Raw genomic sequence first — 22,518 nt, forward strand, 5'->3', positions numbered from 1 at the left:
TACCGTGCGCAGCTCATCCGGTTGAACCGCCGACCACAGCGTCACCACTGGGGACCTCGGCTGCCTCCCCGTCGGTTTTCTCCGGTGCCGGCGGGGCCGTGAGCGCGGAGTTCAGCGCCGACCCGGTGTGGTTGACGTGGATCACGAACGGCCGCATCGGTGTGTAGCGGATGACGCTGACCGACGCAGGGTCGGCGTTGATGCGCTGAAAGCTGTCGAGGTGCGTGCCGAGCGCGTCGGCGAGCACCGACTTGATGACGTCGCCGTGGGTGCAGGCGATCCACAGGACGTCGGCCCCGTGCTGCTCGGCCAGTCGGCGATCGTGTTCGCGGACAGCGGCCACCGAGCGTGCCTGCACGGTCGCGAGGCCCTCACCGTCGGGAAAAACCGCGGCACTGGGCTGCTGTTGCACGACCGCCCACAGCGGTTCTTTCACCAGCTCGCCGATCGTGCGGCCGGTCCACGACCCGTAGTCGACCTCGACGATCCGCTCGTCGACGACCGGTTCGAGGCCCAGCGCGGCGGCCAGCGGCTCGACGGTGCGTTCGCAGCGCAGTAGCGGCGAGCGCACGATGGCCCGGATCGGCAACGAGCCGAGCCGCTCGACGAGCGCCTGGGCCTGCTCGCGACCGCGGTCGTCGAGGTCCACCCCCTCGGAGCGGCCGGCCAACGTGTGGGCGGTGTTCGACGTCGAGCGTCCGTGCCGCAGCAGGAGAACGGTCATGTCGCCGCAACCACTCCGGTGCCGAGGAGGATCAGCACCACCGTGCCGAGCGCGACCCGGTAGCCGACGAACCAATACATGCTGTGGCGCACGAGGAATCGGAGGAACCAGGCCACCGCCGCGAAACCGACCACGAAGGCGATCAGCACCGAGACCAGCAACTGCGGGCCGGTAGCGCTCATTCCCTCGCTCACCGGAGCGAACGCGTCGGGCAGCGAGAACAGCCCCGAGGCGAACACCGCGGGGATCGCGAGCAGAAAGCCGAAGCGGGCCGCGAGCTCACGATCCATCCCGAGGAACAACCCGGCGCTGATCGTGGCTCCCGAGCGGGACACCCCCGGTACGAGCGCCAGGCACTGGGCGAAGCCGACGATGACGCTGTCGCGCCACGTGAGCTGTTCCACCCGGCGGGTCTGCCTGCCGTAGTACTCGGCCGCGGCGATCACGGCGGAGAACACGATCAGTGCGGTCGCCACCAGCCACAGGTTGCGCGCGCCGGTGCGGATCTGGTCCTTGAACAGCAGGCCGATGATGCCGATCGGCAGGGTGCCAATAATCACCCACCAGCCGAGCCAGTAGTCGGCATTGCGATGGGCGGAAACGAAGAGGCCGTTGAACCAGGCCTTGATGATCCGCCCGATGTCTTTCGCGAAATACAGGAGCACGGCCGCCTCGGTGCCCAGCTGGCTGACCGCGGTGAACGACGCACCGGCGTCGTAATCGAAGAAGATGCGCGAGGCGATCGCGAGATGCCCCGACGACGACACCGGCAGGAACTCGGTGAGGCCTTGGAGAACGGAGAGAACCACGACCTGAGGCCACGACATGGCGGGGACGTCAGTCACGTCGAAGACCGTACCGTGGCGCGGCGTCAGCGTCCGTTCCGTGCCACCGGACGCGCTCCGGCTACGGCGTCGCGCACCGCCGCGGCCATGCTCCGCTCATCCGTCAGGTCGATGTCGGTGAGCTTGCGGGTCGCCATGGCGACGATGTCCTCGTTCGACGGGACCGGGCCGCGCAGGCGCGGCCGGTACACCTCGACGACGAGCCAGAGGCGCTCGAGGTGGAACGAGAAGGTGCGTCCGTCCCCCACCTGGCCGTAGCCGCTCGCATGTACACCGGTGATGATGTCCTCGAGCACGAAGCCGTGAAGGCTCGCGTCGCGGTCCATGGCCAGCGTCATGGTCTGTACCATACGCTCGCCCGGCCGCTCGCACCGTCCGGATAGGGCCGAAAGGCCTTTCCGGCCGCGGTTTTCCCGGCGCCTACACTGGCTGTTCGATCAAGATCTGAACGCACGACGGAGAGCTACCCATTGCAGCGCCGTTCAAACAGAGTTCGCCTGCCGTTTAGGCGCGGTGTGGTGACGCTGGCAATCCTGCTGGTCGCGGGGTGTTCCTCGCACAAGGCGGATGCCCCTCCGCCGACCATCTCACCGGCCCGCGCCGCCGAGTCGCCGCCGGTGACCGCGGCACCTGCAGGCAGAGTGCTGCCGGCCCCTGCCGGCGCGTTCGCGGCGCTCGTCGATCCAGCCACTCGCGCGCTGGTCGTGCTCAGCGCGGACGCACCGGATCGCGCCGTGGTGACGGTCGTCGGCGCAGATGGTGTGCCGACCCCGATTCCACTTCCCGGTGGCGCCACGGCGATGTCCGCCGACGGGCCGGGGCGCGTGGCGGTGGCCCTGCGCGGGGGCTACTCGCTGGTCGACATCAGGACACGGGCGGTTTCCCGGGTGCCGATCGCTGGGCATGAGGACGCGGAGTTCACCGCGATCGCGCGGCGCGGCGACGGCCGGATGGTGCTCGGTGACGCCGGCGGCACCGTCTACACCCTGTCATTGGACAACGAGGTCGCCGCGTCGCTGAAGATCTTCGCCCGGGTGGACGACATCGTGACCCAGGGCGACACCGCGGTGGTCCTCGACCGCGGGCAGACGTCGGTGACCAGCTTGAACCCCGAAGGCACGAGCGCCGATCTGGCACTGCGCGCCGGCGACGGCGCCACCACGATGGTCGCCGACCCCAACGGTCGGGTCCTGGTGGCCGACACCCGCGGCGGCGAACTCCTGGTCTACGGGGTCGATCCGCTGATGCTGCGCCAGCGCTATCCGGTACCGGATGCGCCCTACGGGTTGACCGCGTCAGGCGGGAAGAAAACCGGACTCGCCTGGGTTGCCCAGACGGCGACCAACACGGTCGTTGGATACGATCTGGCGACCGGGATCCCTGTCGAGAAGGTGCGATATCGAACCGTGCAGCAACCGAACACGCTGGCTTTCGACGATGCGTCGGACACCCTGTACGTGGTGTCCGGTGATCGTGGTGGTGTGCAAGTGATCCCGGGGGCGTCACGATGAGCGCTTGCGCGAAGAGCCGAGGGCAGCGATGAGCACTGGTTCGCGGGGACGCATGCCTGCGGCGTGGCGTCAGGCCGTCGCCGACGATCCGGGCGAGTACGAGTGGATTCCGTTGCGTCTGCCTCCCGACGTGACCCGGGTGAGCGCGTCGGTGCGCCTGTCGATCGAGGCGGAGTACCGCGGATGGGAGCTGACCCGCGTGCGGCTCTACACCGACGGCAGCCGGCGGGTGCTGTTGCGCCGTAAGAAGCGTGGCGACGCCACGCAGGGTCCCGATCTGCCGGCACTGTGATGTACGCAGCGCTGCGGCGCGCGATGTTCCTGATTCCGCCCGAACGGATCCACCACGTCGCCTTCGCCGCCCTGCGCGGCGCCACCACCCCCGCTTTTTCACGACATGCGTTGGCGCGCAAATACTCTGACCACGATCCCATAGTCGCCAGCACGGTGTTCGGGGTGCAGTTCCCCGCCCCGCTCGGGTTGGCCGCAGGGTTCGACAAGGACGGCCTGGGCGCACAGACATGGGGAGCGCTGGGTTTCGGGCACGCCGAGGTCGGCACCGTGACACCGCGACCGCAGCCCGGCAATCCGGCCCCTCGACTGTTCCGGTTGCCGGAAGACCGCGCGCTGCTCAACCGCATGGGCTTCAACAACCACGGCGCGTCGGCACTGGTGCGCACGCTGGCGCGGGCCAACCCCGACGTACCCATCGGGGTGAACATCGGCAAGAACAAGACGACAGCGCCCGAGGACGCGGTGGACGACTACGCGGACTGCGCCCGTCTGCTCGGGCCGCTGTGCGCCTACCTGGTGGTCAACGTCAGCTCGCCGAACACTCCCGGGCTGCGCGACCTCCAGTCGGTCGAGTCGCTGCGCCCGATCCTGAACGCGGTCGTCGCAGCGACGTCGACGCCGGTGCTCGTCAAAATCGCACCCGACCTGGCCGACGACGACGTCGACGCCGTCGCCGACCTCGCCGTCGCCTGCGGACTGGCCGGGATCGTCGCAACGAACACCACGATCTCGCGCGACGGCCTGCGCACGCCCGGGGTGGCGGAACTCGGCGCCGGAGGCGTCTCCGGACCGCCGGTGGCGCGCCGCTCCCTGGAGGTGCTGCGACGGCTGTACCGGCGGGTCGGAGATTCCTCGGTGCTGATCAGCGTCGGCGGGATCGAGACCGCCGACGACGCGTGGGAGCGCATCACCGCCGGCGCCTCCTTGCTGCAGGGCTACACCGGCTTCATCTACGGCGGCGGCTCGTGGGCTGCATCGATCAACCGCGGGATCGCAGAACACTTGCGCCGCAACGGTTTCAGCAGCCTCAGCGAGGCCGTGGGCTCGGCGTCACGAGGTGCGGGGGCTTAGCCCTTGTTCTCGTAGGTCCCTGTGATGAGCGCGCGGGCGATCGCGTGGCTGAACAGATTGAAGCCCAGGTAGGCCGGCGTGGCATCGGCGGGCACGTCGAGCTTTTCGACGTCGACAGCGTGCACGGCGACGATGTAGCGGTGCGGTCCGTGTCCGGGCGGCGGGGCTGCCCCGACGAACCGCTTGAGTCCGGCGTCGTTGGACAGCGTGACCGCATCCCCGGGGAAGCCCTGGCTGCTGCCGTCGCCGACACCGGCGGGCAGGTCGGTGACCGTGGCGGGCAGGTTGAACACCGCCCAGTGCCAGAACCCCGAGCCGGTCGGGGCGTCGGGGTCGTAGACCGTGACCGCGAAGCTGCGGGTCTCCTCCGGGAAGCCTGACCAGCTCAGCTGGGGCGACACATCGTCACCGCCGGCGCCCATGATCCCGCTTACCTGATCGTTTCCCCAGGTGTCGCCGTCCTCGAAGGACTGCGAGGTGAGCGTGAAGCCGGGCAGATCAGGGAGGAAGGAGTAGGGATCGTAGTCAAAAGCCATGGCGGATGAGTCCTTTCGAGTGTCAGCTGTTCAGGAGGAAGTGTTCGAGCACCTGCGCGCCGAAGGTCAACGCGTCCACGGGTACCCGTTCGTCGACGCCGTGGAACAACGCGGCGAAGTCCAACTCGGGCGGTAGGCGCAGCGGCGCGAACCCGAAGCAGCGAATACCCAAGCGGGCGAAGTGTTTGGCGTCAGTGCCGCCGGAGAGCATGTAGGGCACGGTTCGCGCCTCTGGATCGGCAGCCAGGATGGCAGCGTTCATCGCCTCCAACAGCTCACCGTCGAAAGGTGTTTCGTACGAGGGAAGTTCGGTGACCCATTCGCGCTTGACGTCGGGGCCGATGATCTCGTCGATCTCCTTCTCGAACGCGGCGAGCCGGCCGGGCAAAACGCGGCAGTCGACCATGGCCTCGGCAGTGGCGGGGATGACATTGGCCTTGTAACCGGCCTTGAGCATCGTCGGGTTCGCGGTGTCGCGCAGTGTGGCGCCGACGATGCGGGCGATGCCGCCGAGCTTGGCGACCGCGCCCTCGATGTCGGGCGAGGTGGCGTCGAAGGTGTAGCCGGTCTCCTCACTGACCGCGGCGAGGAACTGCTCCACCGATTCGGTCAGCACGATCGGGAACTGGTGGCGGCCGAGTTTGGCGACGGCTTCGGCGACAGCGGTGACGGCGTTGTCGTCGTGCACCATCGACCCGTGCCCGGCGCGGCCGCGGGCGGTCAGCCGCATCCACATCATCGCCTTCTCGGCGGTTTCGACGAGGTAGAGGCGCCGGTCACCGCCGTCGCGGCGAGGCACGGTCAGCGAGAAACCGCCGACCTCCCCGACGGCCTCGGTGACGCCGTCGAACAGGTCGGGGCGATTCTCCACCAGCCATTTGCAGCCGTAGTTGCCGCCGGCCTCCTCGTCGGAGACGAACGCGAACACCAGGTCGCGGGGCGGGGTGATGCCAGCGCGCTTGAAGTGCCGGGCGACCGCGATGATCATGCCGACCATGTCCTTCATGTCGACCGCCCCGCGGCCCCAGACGTATCCGTCCTCGACGGCGCCGGAAAAGGGGTGCACGCTCCAGTCGGACGCCTCGGCGGGCACGACGTCGAGGTGCCCGTGCAGCATCAGGGCGCCGCGTGAGCGATCCGCGCCTTCGAGGCGGGCGAACACATTGGCCCGGCCAGGCGCGCCGGCCTCCACGTACTCGCAGGTGTAGCCCACCTCTTCGAGCTGGGCGGCGACCCAGCGGGCGCAGTCGGCCTCTCCCTTGGTGGTGGCGAGTTCACCGGTGTTCGAGGTGTCGAAGCGGATCAGGGAACTGACGAGGTCGACGACCTCGTCGCTAGGTGTCAGGGGACCGCTCACGCCCCCTTTCCTACCACCCGCTCCCGGTTTGGGTCCGAGCCCACCGATCCGTTAACCTAAGCTGCCTTCGAACGGTCCGAGTGGCGGAATGGCAGACGCGCTAGCTTGAGGTGCTAGTGCCCTATTAACGGGCGTGGGGGTTCAAGTCCCCCCTCGGACACACTTTATTGGCGGTATCCACAAAATCCCCTCCGGCCTCGGCTGGAGCGGATTTTCGATGCTCGCTGACATCTGTTCTTCTTTTACTCCGACCTCGCAGCCCTCCTTCAGCTGCGGAGGCGGCTTATGTGTGAAAAATCAGGCATAACAGCTTGACGACGCCACCCTAAAGGGCGATTCTGTGTTATGCATGATTTATCAGGCATAAGGAGGGTCATGGCACGCCCACGACGGACAAATCCGCAACGCGAGGACCTTACGCCTGAATTAGCAGGCATAAGCCGAGCCTTCGTTGAGCGAAGATTAGCGCTGCAGCTCACTCAAGAGACGCTGGCCGACCTAGCCGGGGTATCGCGCTACAGCGTCCAAACCTTGGAAGCGGGCACCGGTGCAACCAAGATCGGTTCGGTCCTGGAGATCGCCAACGTCCTTGGCCTGCGCCTCGATGTGAGCTCGGCGCCCGAATGACCGACCGGATCGGCCTCGACCTTCGCGAGGTCACCGAAGCCGACGTGTACATCGGCGAGGTACTAGCCGCCCACCTGACCCGCGAACATGGAGATGCCGTCAGCTTCGATTATGTAGCGGATGAACCTGGTAAAGGGGGTGTACGAGATCAATCGGTTTCCTGGTCACTACTGCGGTCTGGCGAGTATCCGGTAGTAACCGCAGGAGGGGCCGTTCCACCGTTTTTCGCCGGACTCTTGCCGGAGGGTGTTCGGCTTGGCGTCGTCACCTCGTCAACAAAGACATCGGCGGATGACCATCTGACGCTGCTGCTCGCGATCGGCGCCGACACCATCGGCAACATTCGAGTGTTCCCCGCCGGCGCAGCTCCCCTCCTGCCGCTGCCGCTATTCGAACCGGAGCGAGACAACGACTTTCATGCAGTCTTTGTGAAGCTGACGGGTTCTATCGAGGCCGACCCTGTCGGTTTGACAGGAGTGCAACCCAAAGTCAGTGCTGGCATGATGTCGACTCCGGCTCACACTCGCGCAGGCCCCGCAATACTCAAGCTGAACCCCACCGGCTTCCCGCTCCTCGTCGAAAACGAGCACTTCTTCATGCGGATGGCATCGGCATGCGGACTGCGAGCCGCTCAGACGACGTTGCTACACGATGCGCAGGGGCGCAGCGCCTTACTGGTGAATCGATTTGACCGCGTTGGGACTAGACGAATTCCGCAAGAAGATGCGTGCCAAGTCGCCAACCTGTATCCGGCGTCGAAGTACCGCATCAAGACGGAGACCGCGTTGACAAAACTCGCCGATGCCTGCGGGCGCGGAGGCGGGTCGCGAGCGGTAGCGCTGATCGAGTTGCTGAAAGTTGTTGTCTTCAGCTGGCTGATCGGGAACGGGGACCTGCACGGCAAGAACATGTCGATCTTCAACCCGGACGGATTGTGGCAGCCGACTCCCGCCTATGACCTGCTCTGCACGCAGCCGTACGCCGGGTGGAACGACCCTATGGCGCTCAACCTGTACGGACGAGCGAACCGCCTTACGCGCGCCAACTTCATCGAGGCGGGCGAACGACTTGGAATACGCGAGCGGGCGACGAAAAACATGATCGATGCCATGGTCGACGTCGCAACTGCATGGCCGGGTAGATGTGGCGAGATAGGTTTTGACGACCGGCAAACAGATCGCCTCGCGAAAATGCTGAACACCCGGCTCGACAGTTTGAGGTGAGCTGACAGCCCACACCTCCGGGCGTTGGATGGCGCACCGCCGCCCCCACCCAACCATGATTCGAGCTACGTGCGACCACCGACAGATTTCAGCGTCGCTTTCTCGGCCTGGTGAAGCGGTACCGCCGGAGGCTCCGCGGGAATTCGGTCACGCCTGGCCCGCCGTCGCGAAGCCACTCCGCGATGGCCGATCCCGCAGTCTCGTCGAAGACGTATCCGAGCCAGGTCGAGCGCCCGCCGCGCCGATGCCCGTCCACCGACGGTGTGACCACCAGGACGTTCGAACGCTCACACGGTCCGAGGCAATCGGACAGCCTGAGGTCGGCGACGTCGTGCAGCAGAGCCCGCAGCGAGCTGACTTGTGCCTCGTGGTCGTTGTCCGGGTGCTTCTTCGACGTACCGCAGCAGCACCCACGGCACAGTGTCACGGTGGGTTTGGATCGGTCGAGCGCCACGCTCGCGATCCTGCCAGCCGGCTGACCCCACTCAGTACACGTCGCGCACGTAGCGCTTGTCGGCGACCAGCTCCCGCTTGTACGCTCGCGCGGCTTCGTCGTTCATCCCGCCGTGAGCACGGATGATCGCGGTGAGTGCGTCGTCGACGTCCTTGGCCATGCGCGTCGCATCCCCGCACACGTAGACGTGCGCGCCGTCCTCCAACCATCGCCACACGTCGGCGCCGTAGTCCAGCATCTTGTGCTGCACATAGATCCTCTGAGCCTGATCACGGGAGAACGCCAGATCGAGCCGGTTGAGAAATCCGTCAGAAACCATGTCCTGCAGGTCTTCTCGGTAGTAAAAGTTCTGCGCCCGGTGCTGATCACCGAAGAACAGCCAGTTCGGCCCAGTGTGGCCGCGGGCTCGGCGGTCCTGGAGGAACGCGCGGAACGGCGCGACGCCTGTACCCGGGCCGACCATGATCATCGGTGTGGTCGGGTCCGCCGGCGGCCGGAAATGGGGAGATCGTTGCAGGAACACCGGCACCGGTGTGCCCTCGAGCAGTTCGGCCAGGTACGTCGACCCGACCCCGCCGCGCAACTCCCCAGCAGGGTTGCGATAGCGCACCACCGACACGGTCAACTGCACCTCGTGCGGACTGACCAGCGGACTGGAGGAGATCGAATACTGCCGCGGGGTCAACCGCACCAGCACCTCCTGCCACAACTCGAGATCGGCGCGCACCCCGAAGTCCGTCACCAGATCGAGTGCGTTGCGACCGCCCAGCCATCGATCCCACGCGCGTCGATCACTGCGCAGCCGCCGCAACGATGCCGCGTCCCGGGCATGCTCGGCGACGAACGAGACCAGGTCGGCAGTCACCTTGCTCACGTCGTAGTGAGCAGTCAGCGCCTCTCTCAACGGCATCGACTCGCCGTCGACCACCGTGTCTTCGTCGCCGCTGAATCCTGTTGCCCGCAGCCACGTCTCGACGGTGCCGGCAGAATTCCGCACGTACACACCCAGCGAGTCCCCTGCAGCGTAGGAGACGTCGTGGGCGCTGATGTCGAACCCGAACTGCCGCACCTCTTTTGCCGCATCGGACGGTGTGAGCGCCAGGTTGCGGCACAGCGGCGCATCGACCGGATTCGCGCGCGTGAAGACGACCGGATCGGGTGCTGCGACAACGCCGGTGGGCGCCTCACCGGTCAACGTCTCGACGACCGCATCCGCCCACCGGGTCATCGGCGCCGCGTCGTGAACCTCGCAGTCGGCACGATCGAGCATCCTGGCGGCGCCCAGCGCTGTCAGCCGCGCATCCAGAGATTTGGCGTGACCACAGAAGTTGCCGTAGGAGCGATCACCGAGACCGAGAACCGAATAGCGCAGCCCATCGAGTGCGGGCGCGTCCGCGCCGGCCAACCGTTCCCAGAAGGCGGCTCCGTTGTCCGGTGGACCGCCGTCGCCGAACGTACTGGTGACGATGACCACCTCACCCGCGTCGGCGAGCTCCGCAACCTCGATGTCGTCCATCGCCGCCAGCCGCGCGCCGCCCAACCGTCGACTGACCTGTTCCGCGAACTCCTCGGCATTACCGGTCTGCGACGCCCACAGCACCAACGGCCCGTCGGGCACCGGCGCTCCGGTTGTCTCGGGGGCGCGGGAGTAGCGGCCCGCCAGCATGCCCTCGACGAACAGTCGAGTCTGCATGCTCAGCGGAGCGTCGGCGGGCAGCACCGGGACGCCCGGTCGGCCCTGCTCGATGCCGGCGAGAAATCCTTGGACATAGAACTTCTCGTGTTCGGCCATATCGGGCGCCGGCAGAGGCGCCAGCCGCACCGCACAGATTTTGAATTCCGGCTGCAGCGACGCGGGGTCGACCGCGTCGTTGGTCAGCGCGTTCACGGTCAGATCCTCACCGTGCTCGTCGTTCCAGTGGAACGGCACCCACGTGTTCCCCGGCCTGACGCGATCGGTCACGACCGCGGGCAGCACCGCACGGCCCCGCCGGGAGACAACCTCGACCGCGCTCCCGTTCGCGATCTGCGCGACCTCGGCGTCGTCGGGGTGGATCTCGATGAACGGCTTGGGGTTGAGCTTGGCGAGTTTGGCGACCCTGCCGGTTTTGGTCATCGTGTGCCACTGATGTTGCAGGCGACCGGTGTTCAAGACGACGGGATAGTCGTCATCGGGACGTTCCGCGGCGTCGACGTGCGGCCGCGGATGGAACACGGCACGCCGCGACGGCGTGGGGAACGCCAGACGTGGGCGGTGACCGTCGGTGTCGACGAACAGGGTCTGCGAGACACCGTCATTGAGGTAACGGACCGGGTTGCGGTCCGGCGATCCGCCGGCGCTGTCCTCCGGTGGGCATGGCCACTGCACCGGGGCGTCGCGTAGCCGCTCGTAGGTGATGCCACGGAGGTCATATCCGGTGTCCGGGTTGGAGAACCGCCGGATCTCGTCGAAGATCTCTTCGCTGGACTTGTAGTCGAAATCGTCACCGAAGCCGAGGTGGCGGGCGACCCCGCAGATGAGCTCCCAGTCCGGGCGCGCCTCCCCCAGCGGCGGAATCGCCTGCGCCAGCAGTGTCATCGTGCGGTCCGAGTTGACCATCACCGCGTCCGCTTCGGCCCACATGGTGGCGGGCAGCACGATGTCGGCGTGGCGGGTGGTGGCCGTCTCGGCGTACGCGTCCTGCGCGATCACCAGCTCGGCAGCCTCCAGTCCCGCCAGCACCGTCGATCGGTTCGCCACGCTCGCAACGGGATTGGTGCAGATGATCCAGACGGCCTTGATCTGCCCGTCGGCCATCCTGCGGAACATCTCGACGGTGCCCGGCCCGACGTCGGTCCGGATGGTCTCCGGCTCCAGGCCCCACTGCTCCTCGACGAACGCGCGATCCCGCGCGGAGAGCACGGCACGCTGCCCCGGCAGACCCGGACCCATGTAGCCCATCTCGCGCCCGCCCATGGCGTTGGGCTGCCCGGTTAGCGACATCGGCCCGCTGCCGGAACGGCAGATCGCGCCGGTGGCCAGATGCAGGTTGCAGATCGCGGTGGTGTTGGCGGTGCCGTGGGTGCTCTGGTTCAGACCCATCGTCCAGCACGTCATCCACTCCCCCGCATCGGCGATCATCGTCGCCGCGGTGCGGATGTCCGCCTCGGAGAGCCCGGTGATCTCGGCGACGCGATCCGGTGGATAGTCGGCGAGGAAGGCGGGCATCGCCTCCCAGCCCTCGGTGTGCTCGGCGATGAACTGCTCGTCGATCGCCCCATCGACGACGAGCAGATGCAGAATCCCGTTGAGCAGGGCGAGATCCGTGCCCGGCCGGATCTGCAGGTACAGGTCGGCCTTGTCCGCGGTGGTGGTCCGCCGAGGGTCGACGACGATGAGTTTCGCACCGGCCTTGAGGCGATCGGCCATCCGCAGGAACAGAATCGGGTGGCAGTCGGCCATGTTGGACCCGATCACGAAGAACAGGTCGGTGCAATCGAAGTCGTGATATGACCCCGGCGGCCCGTCGGCACCCAGCGACTGTTTGTAGCCGACTCCGGCACTGGCCATGCACAAGCGTGAGTTGGATTCCAGGTGCACTGTACGCAGGTAACCCTTGGCGAGTTTCGTTGCCAGGTATTGCGATTCGATCGACATCTGCCCCGAGACGTAGATCGCCACCGCATCGGGGCCGTGCTCGTCGACGATCGCGCGCAGCCGCCGGCCCGCTTCGGCGAGCGCGTCGTCGACGTCGAGCGCGACCGGGTCGGCTCCGCGCGCGGGCCGCATCAACGCCGTCGTCAGGCGGCCCTCGGTGGCGGCCATCATCTCCGCATGCGTCGCCCCCTTGGTGCACAACCGACCGGCGTTCGTCGGGTGCAGGGTGTCCCCGGACACCGTCGCGATGACGGGTGCGCCGGTCGCGGCGTCGGGGCGGGTCTGTATCGAGATCCCGCACCCGACACCGCAATACGAACAGGCGGTGCGCGGCATGTTATCCGGCGACGACCGGTGTGGCCGGACGTCCGAGGTGCTCGCCGGTGCGGTCGCGGTTGTTGCCGAGACGCAGGAACACGACCCAGGTCACGATGGCGCAGACCACGTAGAACAGGCCGAACACCCAGAACGCGTTCGTCGCCGACTTCGCGTCGCCGACATAGGACGCCCGCAGCACGATGTTGATGAACACGCCACCCAATGCGCCGACGGCACCGGCGAATCCGATCAGCGCGCCCGACATCGCCCGTGACCACGCGGCCTTCTGCTCGCGGTCCAGATCGTCACGACCCTGCGCCTTGGCCTCGAAGATCGACGGGATCATCTTGTAGGTCGAACCGTTGCCGATGCCCGACAGGACGAACAGCAGGATGAATCCGGCGAGATAGCCCGTCATCTGGCCGCCGGTGGCGGCGCCGGCCTGCGCGTCGTCCAGAGTCCCGGCGACGATCAGGATGCCGGCGGCGAACATCATCGCCACGAAGGTGTAGAGCGTGATCTTGCCGCCGCCGATACGGTCGGCGAGCTTGCCCCCGAACGGACGGGCGATCGAGCCGAGAAGCGGTCCCAGGAAGGCGATCTGGGCGGCGTGCAGTGACGCCTGAGCGGGGCTGTCGCCGCCGGCGAGGTAGTTGATCTGCAGCACCTGGCCGAAGGCGAACGAGAAGCCGATGAACGAGCCGAAGGTACCGATGTAGAGGAAGCTCATCACCCAGGAGTGCTTGAAGCGCAGGGCCTCCACCAGTGCGCCGAGATTCGACTTCTGGTTGCGCAGATTGTCCATCTTCAACGCCGCACCCAGCGCGGCAGCGCTGATCGCCACCAGGTAGACCGCACAGACGATCTCGGGCCGCGTGTTTCCCGCGGTCGCGATCACCAGGAGGCCGATGAGCTGGATGACCGGCACGCCGATGTTGCCGCCGCCGGCGTTGAGCCCGAGCGCCCAGCCTTTGAGCCGCTGCGGGTAGAACGCGTTGATGTTGGTCATCGAGGAGGCGAAGTTCCCGCCGCCGAGCCCTGCGAAGGCGGCGACCACCAGATAGGTGGTGTAGGACGCCGGATTCTTCATGAAGTACAGCGTCAGCAGGGTCGGGATGAGCAGCAGCAGCGCGCTGACGATCGTCCAGTTCCGTCCGCCGAACCGGGCCGGGGCGATCGTGTAGGGGATGCGCATGAACGCACCCACCAGCGTCGGCACCGCGACGAGGTAGAACTTGCCTGCCGCGTCGATGCCGTAGACGTTCTGCGGCATGAACAGCACCATCACCGACCAGATCGACCACACGGAGAAGCCGACGTGTTCGGCGATCACCGACCAGATCAGATTGCGGCGCGCGACGTCCTTGCCGCCGGCCTCCCAGGCCTCGGTGTCTTCGGGATCCCAGTGCTCGATGTCGCGCTTGCCCGCTGTCGTGGTTGCCATGGCCATCAGTGAAAGCCCAGGTCATTCCCGACCCGTTGCACCTCGATGACACAGATGAAAACTCACCCTCACATCGCCTGCCGGCTCACCGTGAGGCGGTGGCGATGTGAGCGGGGGTATCCACGGGCGCAGCATCGCCGAAACCGTACGGAAACACGGGGCTCTTAGCTTCACTTCCATGTCCGACGGAAGCAGTCCGCAATTCCTGCAAGGCGCTTTCGCCTTCGCCGGAGGCGGCTATGACGCGCCCCTGCCCGTAGACGCCTCGTTGCGGTACGTGGTGCCCGCGGGCGCCATCGCGCAGCCCGTGTACTTCCGCGGCGGCAATTCGACCGACGAGATGATCAGCGTCGTGCTCTATCGGGACGGCGCGCCGATGCGGCACTTCCCGATCGCCGCCAAGGGCGCCACCCATGTTGCGCTGCGGGTGGTCGAGGACCTGCTCGCCGACACCGTGCTGGAGCTGTACGTGGCTGCGCCCGACGGGGTGGCGGGAACCGTCATCGTCGATCTCGGTCTGGTCGAGGTGTAGACGGTGGCGCAGCGCCTCGTCGTCGTCGGCAACGGGATGGCCGGCATCCGCGCGCTCGAGGAGATCCTCGCCCGCGGCGGCGGTGAGCAGCTCCAGATAACCGTCTTCGGCGACGAGCCGTACGGCAACTACAACCGCATCCTGCTGTCGAACGTGCTGGCCGGTGCCGACGATCCGACCGACATCTACCTCAACGCGCTGGACTGGTACGCCGACAACGACATCGAGCTGCGCGCCGGGGTGCGCGTGGTCCGGCTGGACACGTTCGCCCACCTCGTGCACGCCGACGACGGCACCACCCTGCACTACGACAAACTCATTCTCGCGACCGGGAGTCGCTCGTTCTTCCCGCCGATGGCCGGTCTGTGGGCCGACAACAAGACGCTGGCCGACGGCGTGTTCGGCTTCCGCACGCTCGATGACACCGCGACGATGATCGCCGAAGCGGCGCACCGCACCAAGGCCGTCGTCGTCGGGGGCGGGCTGCTGGGTCTGGAAGCCGCGCGCGGCCTGCAGAACCGCGGCCTCGCAGTGGATGTCGTGCATGCCGGCCCGACACTGATGAACGCGCAACTCGACGACCCCGCCGGGGCGATCCTGCGCGCGTCGGTCGAATCGCTGGGCATCGGGGTGCACACCGACAAGCGCACCAGCGAGGTCCTGGTGACCGACGGCCGGCTGACGGGCATCCGCTTCGCCGACGGCTCGCAGTTGGACTGCGACATGTTGGTGATCGCGGCCGGTATCCGGCCGAATGTCGGCCTGGCACAACGGGCCGGCCTCACGGTGGAACGTGCGATCGTCACCGACGACCACATGCGTTCTGTCGACGACGACGACGTCTACGTCGTCGGTGAGTGCGCCCAGCATCGCGGCCAGGTCTACGGTCTGGTCGCGCCCCTGTGGGAGCAGGCGCGGGTGCTGGCCGATCACCTCACCGGTGCGGACGTCACCGCCGCTTACCACGGCTCACGCGTGGCGACGAAGCTCAAGGTTGCGGGGGTCGACGTCGCCGCGATGGGTGTCAAGGCGCCCGAGCATCCCGACGACGAGTTCGTGCAGTACAGCGAACCCAAGCACGGTGTGTACAAGACCGTGGTGATCCGGGACGGAAAACTGGTGGGCGCCACGCTGGTCGGCGATGTGTCCAAGGTGTCGTTCCTGACCCAGGCGTTCGACAGCGGGCTGCCGCTGCCCGACGAGCGGGTGGCGCTGATGTTCGACATCGGCACCCCCGAGGTCGGCGTCGGCATCGCCGAACTGGCCGACGACGCCCAGGTGTGCAACTGCAACGGCGTGTCCAAGGGCGCGCTGGCGGCATGTGTGCAGGACGGTACGACGTCGGTGGCGGGCGTGATGGCGAAGACCAAGGCGGGTAAGGGGTGTGGTTCCTGCAAGGAGCTGGTCTGCCAGGTGGTGGAGTGGGCGGCCGGCGGTGCGGTCACCGAGGACCCGTCGGCGTCCTGGTATGTCCCCGCCATCCCCTACGACAAGCCGACGCTGATGCGTCACATCCGTGAACTCCAATTACATTCGGTCTCATCGGTGTTCGCCGCGCTGGCTCCCGACGGCAAACCCGATGCCGGCTCGAAGATGGCGCTCGCGTCGCTGCTGGAGATGATGTGGGCCGACGAGTTCGTCGACGAACGTGACGCCCGATTCATCAACGATCGCGTGCACGCCAACATCCAGCGGGACGGCACGTTCTCGGTGGTGCCGCAGATGAAGGGTGGCGTGACCAGCGCGGCCCAGCTGCGCAAGATCGCCGACGTCGCCGACAAATACGACATTCCGATGATCAAGTGCACCGGTGGTCAGCGGATCGATCTGCTGGGCATCCGCAAAGAGGACCTTCCCGCGGTGTGGGCAGATCTGGACATGCCGTCCGGCTACGCCTACGGCAAGAGCTTCCGGACGGTGAAAACCTGTGTGGGTAGCGACTTCTGCCGCTACGGGGTGGGCGACTCCACGGCGTTGGGTATCGCGATCGAAGAGCGATACCAGGGGCTGGCCAGCCCGGCGAAGATGAAGCTGGCCGTCACGGGGTGCCCACGCAACTGCGCGGAGGCGCTGTGCAAGGACCTCGGTGTCGTCGCGGTCGACGGCGGCCGCTGGGAGATCTACGTCGGTGGCGCGGCCGGGGCGCACATCCGCAAGGGCGACCTGCTGGCGAGGGTGGACTCCGCCGACGAGGTGATGACGCTGACGGGCCGGTTCCTGCAGTACTACCGGGAGAGCGCGAACTGGCTGGAACGCACCTACAAGTGGGTGCCGCGGCTGGGAATCGAGCACATTCGTGCGGTGGTGGTCGAGGACGCCGAGGGATCGGCCGCAGGGTTGGACGAGCGGATGCAGAAGTCGGTTGCCGCGTACCGGGATCCGTGGCTCGACGGTCGAGAGCCGCAGACCAACGGGCAGTTCCGCACCTCGCTGCCGCTGCTGCCGCTCCCCCAGGTGCCGGTGAGGTGAGCGCTCACGAGGTCGGCAGGGTCGACGAGATACCCGTCGGTGAGGGACGCACGTTCGCGGTCGAGGGACGCCAGCTGGCAGTCTTCCGGCTGCGCGACGATTCCGTGCGCGCGCTCGACGCGGTGTGTCCGCACAAGGGTGGTCCGCTCGCCGACGGGCTGACCGACGACTGCGTCGTGGTGTGCCCGCTGCACGGGTACGCGTTCGATTTGTCCACGGGTACGGAGACCTCCGGTGCCGATCTCGCGGTCCGCAGCTATCCGGCGCAGGTGACCGACGGCGCGATCCGGGTCACGCTGTAGCGCGCTACCACAGGGGTCCGACACGAATCACGCTGCGAGACTGACTTGTCCACAGGATCGGCGTCATCCACAGGTGGCAGCTGACGCGGTGGCGGAGTGCAGGGTGCGCCAATAGATTCGACAGTATGTTCGACCGATTCGTCAGCGGCTCCACCACCCCTGGTCAGCGGGTGCGAGCGTATGCGCGGGTCGAGAACGCGGCCTGCGCCGCGCGACTGTCGGCGATGGCCGATCTGCTCGAGCAGGCCCACGCAGCATCGGGATCGGCCGAACGGGAGCAGTGGCGTTGCGACAACTGGTCCTCGGTGTGTGCACAGATCGGTGCGGCGCAGGCGCTGACCAGCGGAATGGTCAACGCCCTGCTGACCAACGCAGTCGTCCTGCGGGATCGGCTCCCCGAAGTCGCTGCGGTCTTCGCCGAGGGGTTGATCACCTACCTGCTGGTGCGCACCATCTGCCAACGGACCGCGCTGGTGCAGGACCCTGCCGCGCTGCGGGCGATCGACGCCGAACTGGCTGCGCAGCTGCGCGATTGGGGCGCGAAGTCGCTGAGTCAGACCGACGCCGACATCGACGCCCTCGTGCTGCGCCACGACCCGTATGCGGTGCGCCGGGCCGAGGATGTGGTGCGCACGACGGGAGTTACCGTGCACACCGACGGCGCCACGGGAGTCGCCCATGTGGACGCGACCGTCAACGCCACCGACGGTGCGGCGTTCGACCGGCGAGCCGACCTGCTGGCCCGCACAGTGTGCGAGCGGGATCCACGAACGCTGGATCAGCGCCGAGCAGCAGCGCTGGGGGCGATGGGCTTCGGCTGGGACCGGTTGCCGTGCATGTGCGAGGAATCTGATTGCGACGCGGCCGCCAGACCTCCCGTCGGCGGGGTCGTCATCCATGTCATCGCCCGTGAGGACGCTGTCGGCGACGCGGGCACCGGGGTGCGGGCAGACCCCGAGCCCGCGGCCGAAACAGCCGAGCCACCAACGGGCGATCTCACGACACAGCGGCGGGCCCTGACGGGCGACCGGCCGCCGCTTCTGTCACAACCGTTGCGCGAGTACACCATCGCACAGCTCGCCACCGAGCTGAGCGCAAGCCCCGGCGAGTTCAGTTCGGCATCGCCCGGCATCGTCATCGGCGGTCCGGTGCTGCCCGGGGCCGTCGTCGCTCAACTCGCAACGCACGCCAGGAGCATGACGCTGATCCATCCGGGCCAGGCCGCAGCGGAACCGCGCTACCGACCCTCGCAAGCGTTGGCCGACTTCGTGCGAGGACGAGACCTGACCTGCCGTCACCCCGGCTGCACCCGGCCGATCGACGACCTTGATCACACGATCCCGTATCCCTGGGGACCGACGTGCGCGTCGAACCTGGCGGGATACTGCCGTCACCATCACCTGCTGAAAACCTTCTGGCCAGGCTGGTCGACCGTGCAGCACCCCGACGGGACGATCGTGTTCACCGACCCCGACGGCCAAACCTCGACGAGCTACCCGGGCAGCCGATTGCTGTTCCCCGAACTGTCCGAACCCACCGCACCGGTCCTCGCGCGCGGCACCCCGCCCCCGAAACAGAGGGCCGGCCTCGCCATGTCGAAGCGGCGGATCACCCGCATGCACGCGCGCCGACAACGCGTCGACGCCGAGCGAAAACGCAACGCGCCCTGGGCGGAGCACTATCTGCGCGAGTCGATCCCAGCGTTCTAACGAATCACGCCTCGGGAGGCTTGACCGCCAACACCGGCTTGGGGCACTCCAGGATCAACTTCTGCGCGACGCTGCCCAGCAGGAGCTTGCCGACCGGGCTGCGGTGCCGGATGCCCACGACGAGCAGTTGCGCGTCGTCGCGGTCCATCGCGGTCAGCAGCTCGTCGGCGGCGTCGACACCGACGGGCTGGGTCAGCTGGTAGGCGACTCCGCACTCCTGCAGCCGGGCCTCGACATCGTGCACTTCCGCTTCGCCGGCGAAGCGCGAATCCACATACGACTCACCGGATGTCGCATTGATCACGAACAGATCGGTGTTGCGCAGCTTCGCCTCCGAGATGCCGTGCTCGAGCGCGGCCTGGCCGAACTGGTCTGCGGTGTACCCCACGACGATCGTCACAGCTGGCCCGCCTTTTCCTTCTGATCCTTGTCGTCCTCGACCACCAGCAGCGACTCCTCACTGCGGTTCATCAACCGCAGCACCAGCGGTGCCAACAGCAGCAAGGCCATCAGGATGTAGGTGACGATCGCGACCGGCTCGGTGAACAGGTTGCCCCAGTCGCCGCCGCCGAGCTGCAGGCTCTGCCGCAGTTGCCGTTCGATGCGCGGGCCGAGGATCACCCCGATGATCAGCGGTAGCACGGGAAGTCCGAAGCGCCGCATCATCAGACCCATCAGCCCGAAGACCAGCAGCAGAACCAGATCCAACGGCTGCAGGTTGACCGCGAACGCGCCGAGCGTGGCGAAGAACAGGATGCCCGCATACAGGTAGGGCCGCGGGGTGCGCAGCAGCTTGGCCCACAGCGGCGCCAACGGCAGATTCAGGACCAGCAGCAGAAAGTTGCCGATGAACAGGCTGGCGATCAGCGTCCAGATCAGCAGCGGTTCCTTCTCGAACAGCGTCGGTCCCGGCTGGATGCCGTAGGACACGAACGCCGTCAGCATGACCGCGGCGGTAGCGTTGGTGGGCAGACCGAGAGACAGCATCGGCACCAATGTGCCTGCAGCCGAGGCGTTGTTGGCCGCCTCCGGCCCGGCGACGCCTTCGATGGCGCCCTTGCCGAATTCCTCGGGATGCTTCGACAGCTTCTTCTCGGTGATGTAGCTCAGGAACGTCGGCAGCTCGGCACCACCGGCGGGCAGTGCACCGAACGGGAACCCGAACGCGGTGCCGCGCAGCCACGGCTTCCACGAGCGGCCCCAGTCCTGCTTGCTCATCCACGGACGTCCCACCGGGATGACATCGGCCGGGCGGCGGCGCAGATGCGCGGCCACCCACAGCGCCTCACCGAGGGCGAACACCGCGACCGCGATCACGACGATGTCGATGCCGTCGGCGAGCAGCGGGATGCCGAACGTGGCGCGCGGCTGTCCGGTCAGCGAGTCGATGCCCACGATGCCGATCGCCAGGCCCAGCAGCAGCGAGATCAACCCGCGCATCTTCGACGATCCGAGCACCGCGGTGACGGCGACGAGCGCGAACAGCATGATCGCGAGGTACGACGGCGCGCCGAGCGTGACGGCGAAGCGCGAGATCGCCGGTGCGAACGCGGCCAGCAGCGCGGTACCGATCGACCCCGCGACGAACGATCCGATCGCTGCTGTGGCAAGGGCTTGCGCCGCCCGCCCCGCTTTCGCCATCTTGTTGCCCTCGATCGCGGTGATCACCGACGACGACTCGCCCGGGGTGTTCAACAGGATCGAGGTGGTGGAGCCGCCGTACATGCCTCCGTAGAAGATGCCGGCGAACATGATGAACGCCGCACTGGGGCTGACGTTGTAGGTGATCGGCAGCAACAGCGCCACCGTCATGGCGGGCCCGATGCCCGGCAGCACGCCGACCGCGGTGCCCAGCAGCACGCCGATCACGGCGTACAGCAGGTTCATCGGGGTGGCGGCCTCGGCGAAGCCCTGAAGGAGCCAGTCGAAGTTTCCCATTTACAGAATCCCATCCAGAACGCCTGCGGGCAGCGGGATTCCGAGCCCGGAGTAGAACGCGTAGAAGCTGGCGACCGATAGCACGGCACCGATCGCGATGTTGCGCACGTAATGCTTGCTGCCGAGCACGGTGGCGCACCCGGCGAAGAACAGTCCCCCGGCGATCGCCCACCCGAGCGGCTGCACGAGCACGATCAGCAGGATGAACATCCCCACGAGCAGGCCGACCGTGCGCCAGTCGCTGGGCATGTCCGGGTCGATGTCCTCGCCCGCATCGGCCTCACCGCGGGACCCGCGGGGAATCGCGACGGCCAACACGACCGCCATCACCAGCAGGCCGATACCGATGGCGATCGGGAACAGCCGCGGCCCAACGGGATCGACCTTGGCGTAGCCGCCGGGCATCGTCACGCCGTTGAAGACGAGGAATGCACCGACGACCACCATCACTGCGCAGACGACGTACTGCGCGTAGTCCGGCCGGGCCGGCGCGTCCGTGGGCTGCTCAGTCCGCTCGATGTCGCTCATACCAGCCCCAGATCCGTCAACGTCGTCTCCACCCGTCGGTCCTGCTCCTCGAGGAAGTCCTCGAACGGTTGCCCCGTCATGAAGGCGTCGGTCCATCCGTTCTTCACCAGCGCCTCTTTCCAGGCGTCGGTGGCGTGCATCTCTTCGAGCACCTTGATCATCGCGTCCCGGTCCTCGTCGGAAATCCCCGGCGGCGCAAGCACTCCGCGCCAGTTGGTGAAGGTCAGGTCGATACCCGCCTCCTTGAGCGTCGGCGCGTCGACGCCCTCGACCCGCTCGTCACCCGACACGGCGAGCACCCGCACCTGGCCGGATTCGATCTGGTCGACGTACTCGCCGAGACCCGAGGTGCCCGCGGCGATCTTGTTGCCCAGCAACGCCGTCAGCAGATCACCACCACCGTCGTAGGACACGTAGTTGACCTTCGTCGGATCAACACCCGCCGCCTTGGCGGTCTCCATCGGGAACAGGTGGTCGGGACCGCCCGGGTTAGAGCCGCCGCCGACGGTGACCTTGGCCGGGTCGGCCTTCCACGCCGCGACGAAATCGGCGACGGTCTTGAACGGCGAGGACGCCGGAACCAGGATGCCCTCCTGCTCCTCCACCATCTTGGCCAGCGCGGTCGCGTTGGAGGCACGGGCCTTCGAGCCGTTGGTGAACGTCGCGCCCACCACGCCGAGGCCCATCATCATCATCAGGTCGCCGTTGCCCTTTTCGTTGATCAGCCGGGCCATCGCGACGGTGCCGCCCGCGCCGATCACGTTGAAGACCTCGACGCGGCCGGTGATCTTGTCGTCCTCCATCACCTTGACCGCGGTGCGCGCGGTCAGGTCGTACCCGCCGCCAGGGCTGTTCGGCACCATCATGCGTAACCGGTGCAGCCCGGTGTCCTCGCCGCGAGTCACACCGCACGCTGAGAGCAGCAGTGCGGCGATCATGGCGAGGACGATGCCGGCGACCGGCGTACGCCGGCCCGATGCGAACATGTCGTCCTCCGTC

Annotated in this window: 21 protein-coding genes and 1 tRNA gene; 10 read left to right on the forward strand and 12 right to left on the reverse strand. The window is 67.2% G+C overall.

Features of this window, described 5'->3' with window-relative positions; genetic code table 11:
• Window positions 1-13: 13 nt before the first annotated feature.
• Genes PGN37_RS07855 through PGN37_RS07865 form a run of 3 tightly spaced genes read right to left on the reverse strand, consistent with a single transcriptional unit; the run spans window position 14 to window position 1,907 of the window.
• Window positions 14-724, reverse strand: coding sequence for a histidine phosphatase family protein (locus PGN37_RS07855; protein ID WP_335330459.1), 711 nt, complete (start codon window positions 722-724; stop codon window positions 14-16).
• Window positions 721-1,551, reverse strand: a complete 831-nt coding sequence (locus tag PGN37_RS07860) for an undecaprenyl-diphosphate phosphatase (RefSeq protein ID WP_335330571.1) — start codon at window positions 1,549-1,551, stop codon at window positions 721-723. The genes PGN37_RS07855 and PGN37_RS07860 overlap by 4 nt, the downstream gene beginning before the upstream one ends.
• A 44-nt stretch (window positions 1,552-1,595) precedes the next feature.
• Window positions 1,596-1,907: a hypothetical protein gene (locus PGN37_RS07865; protein ID WP_335330460.1), complete on the reverse strand. Its 312-nt coding sequence runs from the start codon at window positions 1,905-1,907 to the stop codon at window positions 1,596-1,598.
• Between the two features lie 180 nt (window positions 1,908-2,087).
• Between PGN37_RS07865 and PGN37_RS07870 the strand changes: the two genes are divergently transcribed.
• From PGN37_RS07870 to PGN37_RS07880, 3 genes are read left to right on the forward strand one after another with little or no spacing between them, the layout of a single operon-like run.
• A complete protein-coding gene (locus tag PGN37_RS07870) occupies window positions 2,088-3,080 on the forward strand; it encodes a hypothetical protein (protein WP_335330461.1) in 993 nt (330 codons plus the stop codon).
• 28 nt (window positions 3,081-3,108) lie between these two features.
• Window positions 3,109-3,372, forward strand: coding sequence for a DUF5703 family protein (locus PGN37_RS07875; protein WP_335330462.1), 264 nt, complete (start codon window positions 3,109-3,111; stop codon window positions 3,370-3,372).
• The gene (locus PGN37_RS07880) at window positions 3,372-4,445 is read left to right on the forward strand and encodes a quinone-dependent dihydroorotate dehydrogenase (RefSeq protein WP_335330463.1); all 1,074 of its coding nucleotides are present in this window, start codon (window positions 3,372-3,374) and stop codon (window positions 4,443-4,445) included. The genes PGN37_RS07875 and PGN37_RS07880 overlap by 1 nt, the downstream gene beginning before the upstream one ends.
• Here PGN37_RS07880 and PGN37_RS07885 read toward each other — a convergent pair.
• Both PGN37_RS07885 and PGN37_RS07890 read right to left on the reverse strand, forming a co-directional pair.
• Window positions 4,442-4,981: a YbhB/YbcL family Raf kinase inhibitor-like protein gene (locus PGN37_RS07885; protein ID WP_335330464.1), complete on the reverse strand. Its 540-nt coding sequence runs from the start codon at window positions 4,979-4,981 to the stop codon at window positions 4,442-4,444. The genes PGN37_RS07880 and PGN37_RS07885 overlap by 4 nt on opposite strands.
• 22 nt (window positions 4,982-5,003) lie before the next feature.
• Window positions 5,004-6,338, reverse strand: coding sequence for a M20/M25/M40 family metallo-hydrolase (locus PGN37_RS07890; protein ID WP_335330465.1), 1,335 nt, complete (start codon window positions 6,336-6,338; stop codon window positions 5,004-5,006).
• A 74-nt stretch (window positions 6,339-6,412) separates the two neighbouring features.
• Between PGN37_RS07890 and PGN37_RS07895 the strand changes: the two genes are divergently transcribed.
• From PGN37_RS07895 to PGN37_RS07905, 3 genes are all read left to right on the forward strand, one after another.
• Window positions 6,413-6,498: transfer RNA gene (locus PGN37_RS07895), tRNA-Leu, on the forward strand.
• A 215-nt stretch (window positions 6,499-6,713) separates the two neighbouring features.
• Window positions 6,714-6,965, forward strand: a complete 252-nt coding sequence (locus tag PGN37_RS07900) for a helix-turn-helix domain-containing protein (protein ID WP_335330466.1) — start codon at window positions 6,714-6,716, stop codon at window positions 6,963-6,965.
• A complete protein-coding gene (locus tag PGN37_RS07905; protein ID WP_335330467.1) occupies window positions 6,962-8,188 on the forward strand; it encodes a type II toxin-antitoxin system HipA family toxin in 1,227 nt (408 codons plus the stop codon). The genes PGN37_RS07900 and PGN37_RS07905 overlap by 4 nt, the downstream gene beginning before the upstream one ends.
• A gap of 88 nt (window positions 8,189-8,276) precedes the next feature.
• Here PGN37_RS07905 and PGN37_RS07910 read toward each other — a convergent pair whose 3' ends face one another.
• From PGN37_RS07910 to PGN37_RS07920, 3 genes are read right to left on the reverse strand one after another with little or no spacing between them, the layout of a single operon-like run.
• Window positions 8,277-8,642, reverse strand: a complete 366-nt coding sequence (locus PGN37_RS07910) for a (2Fe-2S) ferredoxin domain-containing protein (RefSeq protein WP_335330468.1) — start codon at window positions 8,640-8,642, stop codon at window positions 8,277-8,279.
• A 31-nt stretch (window positions 8,643-8,673) separates the two neighbouring features.
• Window positions 8,674-12,615 carry a bifunctional nitrate reductase/sulfite reductase flavoprotein subunit alpha gene (locus PGN37_RS07915; protein ID WP_335330469.1) on the reverse strand — a complete coding sequence of 1,314 codons (3,942 nt, stop codon included), beginning with the start codon at window positions 12,613-12,615 and terminating at the stop codon, window positions 8,674-8,676.
• A gap of 1 nt (window position 12,616) precedes the next feature.
• Window positions 12,617-14,047, reverse strand: a complete 1,431-nt coding sequence (locus PGN37_RS07920) for a nitrate/nitrite transporter (RefSeq protein WP_335330470.1) — start codon at window positions 14,045-14,047, stop codon at window positions 12,617-12,619.
• Between the two features lie 172 nt (window positions 14,048-14,219).
• Here PGN37_RS07920 and PGN37_RS07925 point away from each other — a divergent pair, with 172 nt between their 5' ends.
• The 4 genes from PGN37_RS07925 to PGN37_RS07940 all read left to right on the forward strand — a co-directional run bounded on the left by PGN37_RS07925 (window position 14,220) and on the right by PGN37_RS07940 (window position 19,053).
• Window positions 14,220-14,573: a molybdopterin oxidoreductase gene (locus PGN37_RS07925; RefSeq protein WP_335330471.1), complete on the forward strand. Its 354-nt coding sequence runs from the start codon at window positions 14,220-14,222 to the stop codon at window positions 14,571-14,573.
• Window positions 14,574-14,576: 3 nt separating this feature from the next.
• Window positions 14,577-17,042 carry a nitrite reductase large subunit NirB gene (nirB, locus tag PGN37_RS07930; RefSeq protein ID WP_335330472.1) on the forward strand — a complete coding sequence of 822 codons (2,466 nt, stop codon included), beginning with the start codon at window positions 14,577-14,579 and terminating at the stop codon, window positions 17,040-17,042.
• Window positions 17,039-17,344, forward strand: a complete 306-nt coding sequence (gene nirD, locus PGN37_RS07935) for a nitrite reductase small subunit NirD (protein WP_335330473.1) — start codon at window positions 17,039-17,041, stop codon at window positions 17,342-17,344. The genes nirB and nirD overlap by 4 nt, the downstream gene beginning before the upstream one ends.
• 125 nt (window positions 17,345-17,469) lie before the next feature.
• Entirely contained in the window at window positions 17,470-19,053 is a 1,584-nt protein-coding gene (locus PGN37_RS07940; RefSeq protein WP_335330474.1) for an HNH endonuclease signature motif containing protein, read from the forward strand.
• A gap of 4 nt (window positions 19,054-19,057) precedes the next feature.
• On the opposite strand, the gene PGN37_RS07945 is transcribed toward PGN37_RS07940, so the two are convergent.
• From PGN37_RS07945 to PGN37_RS07960, 4 genes are read right to left on the reverse strand one after another with little or no spacing between them, the layout of a single operon-like run.
• Window positions 19,058-19,453: a universal stress protein gene (locus tag PGN37_RS07945; protein WP_335330475.1), complete on the reverse strand. Its 396-nt coding sequence runs from the start codon at window positions 19,451-19,453 to the stop codon at window positions 19,058-19,060.
• Complete coding sequence (locus PGN37_RS07950) at window positions 19,450-20,991, reverse strand: tripartite tricarboxylate transporter permease (protein WP_335330476.1); 1,542 nt, start codon at window positions 20,989-20,991, stop codon at window positions 19,450-19,452. The genes PGN37_RS07945 and PGN37_RS07950 overlap by 4 nt, the downstream gene beginning before the upstream one ends.
• The gene (locus PGN37_RS07955) at window positions 20,992-21,519 is read right to left on the reverse strand and encodes a tripartite tricarboxylate transporter TctB family protein (protein WP_335330477.1); all 528 of its coding nucleotides are present in this window, start codon (window positions 21,517-21,519) and stop codon (window positions 20,992-20,994) included.
• A complete protein-coding gene (locus tag PGN37_RS07960) occupies window positions 21,516-22,505 on the reverse strand; it encodes a Bug family tripartite tricarboxylate transporter substrate binding protein (RefSeq protein WP_335330478.1) in 990 nt (329 codons plus the stop codon). Before PGN37_RS07960 ends, PGN37_RS07955 begins: the two co-directional genes overlap by 4 nt.
• Between the last annotated feature and the right edge of the window lie 13 nt (window positions 22,506-22,518).

Origin of the sequence: Mycobacterium kyogaense, assembly GCF_036946525.1 — a bacterium.
Taxonomy (GTDB): Bacteria; Actinomycetota; Actinomycetes; order Mycobacteriales; family Mycobacteriaceae; genus Mycobacterium; species Mycobacterium kyogaense_A.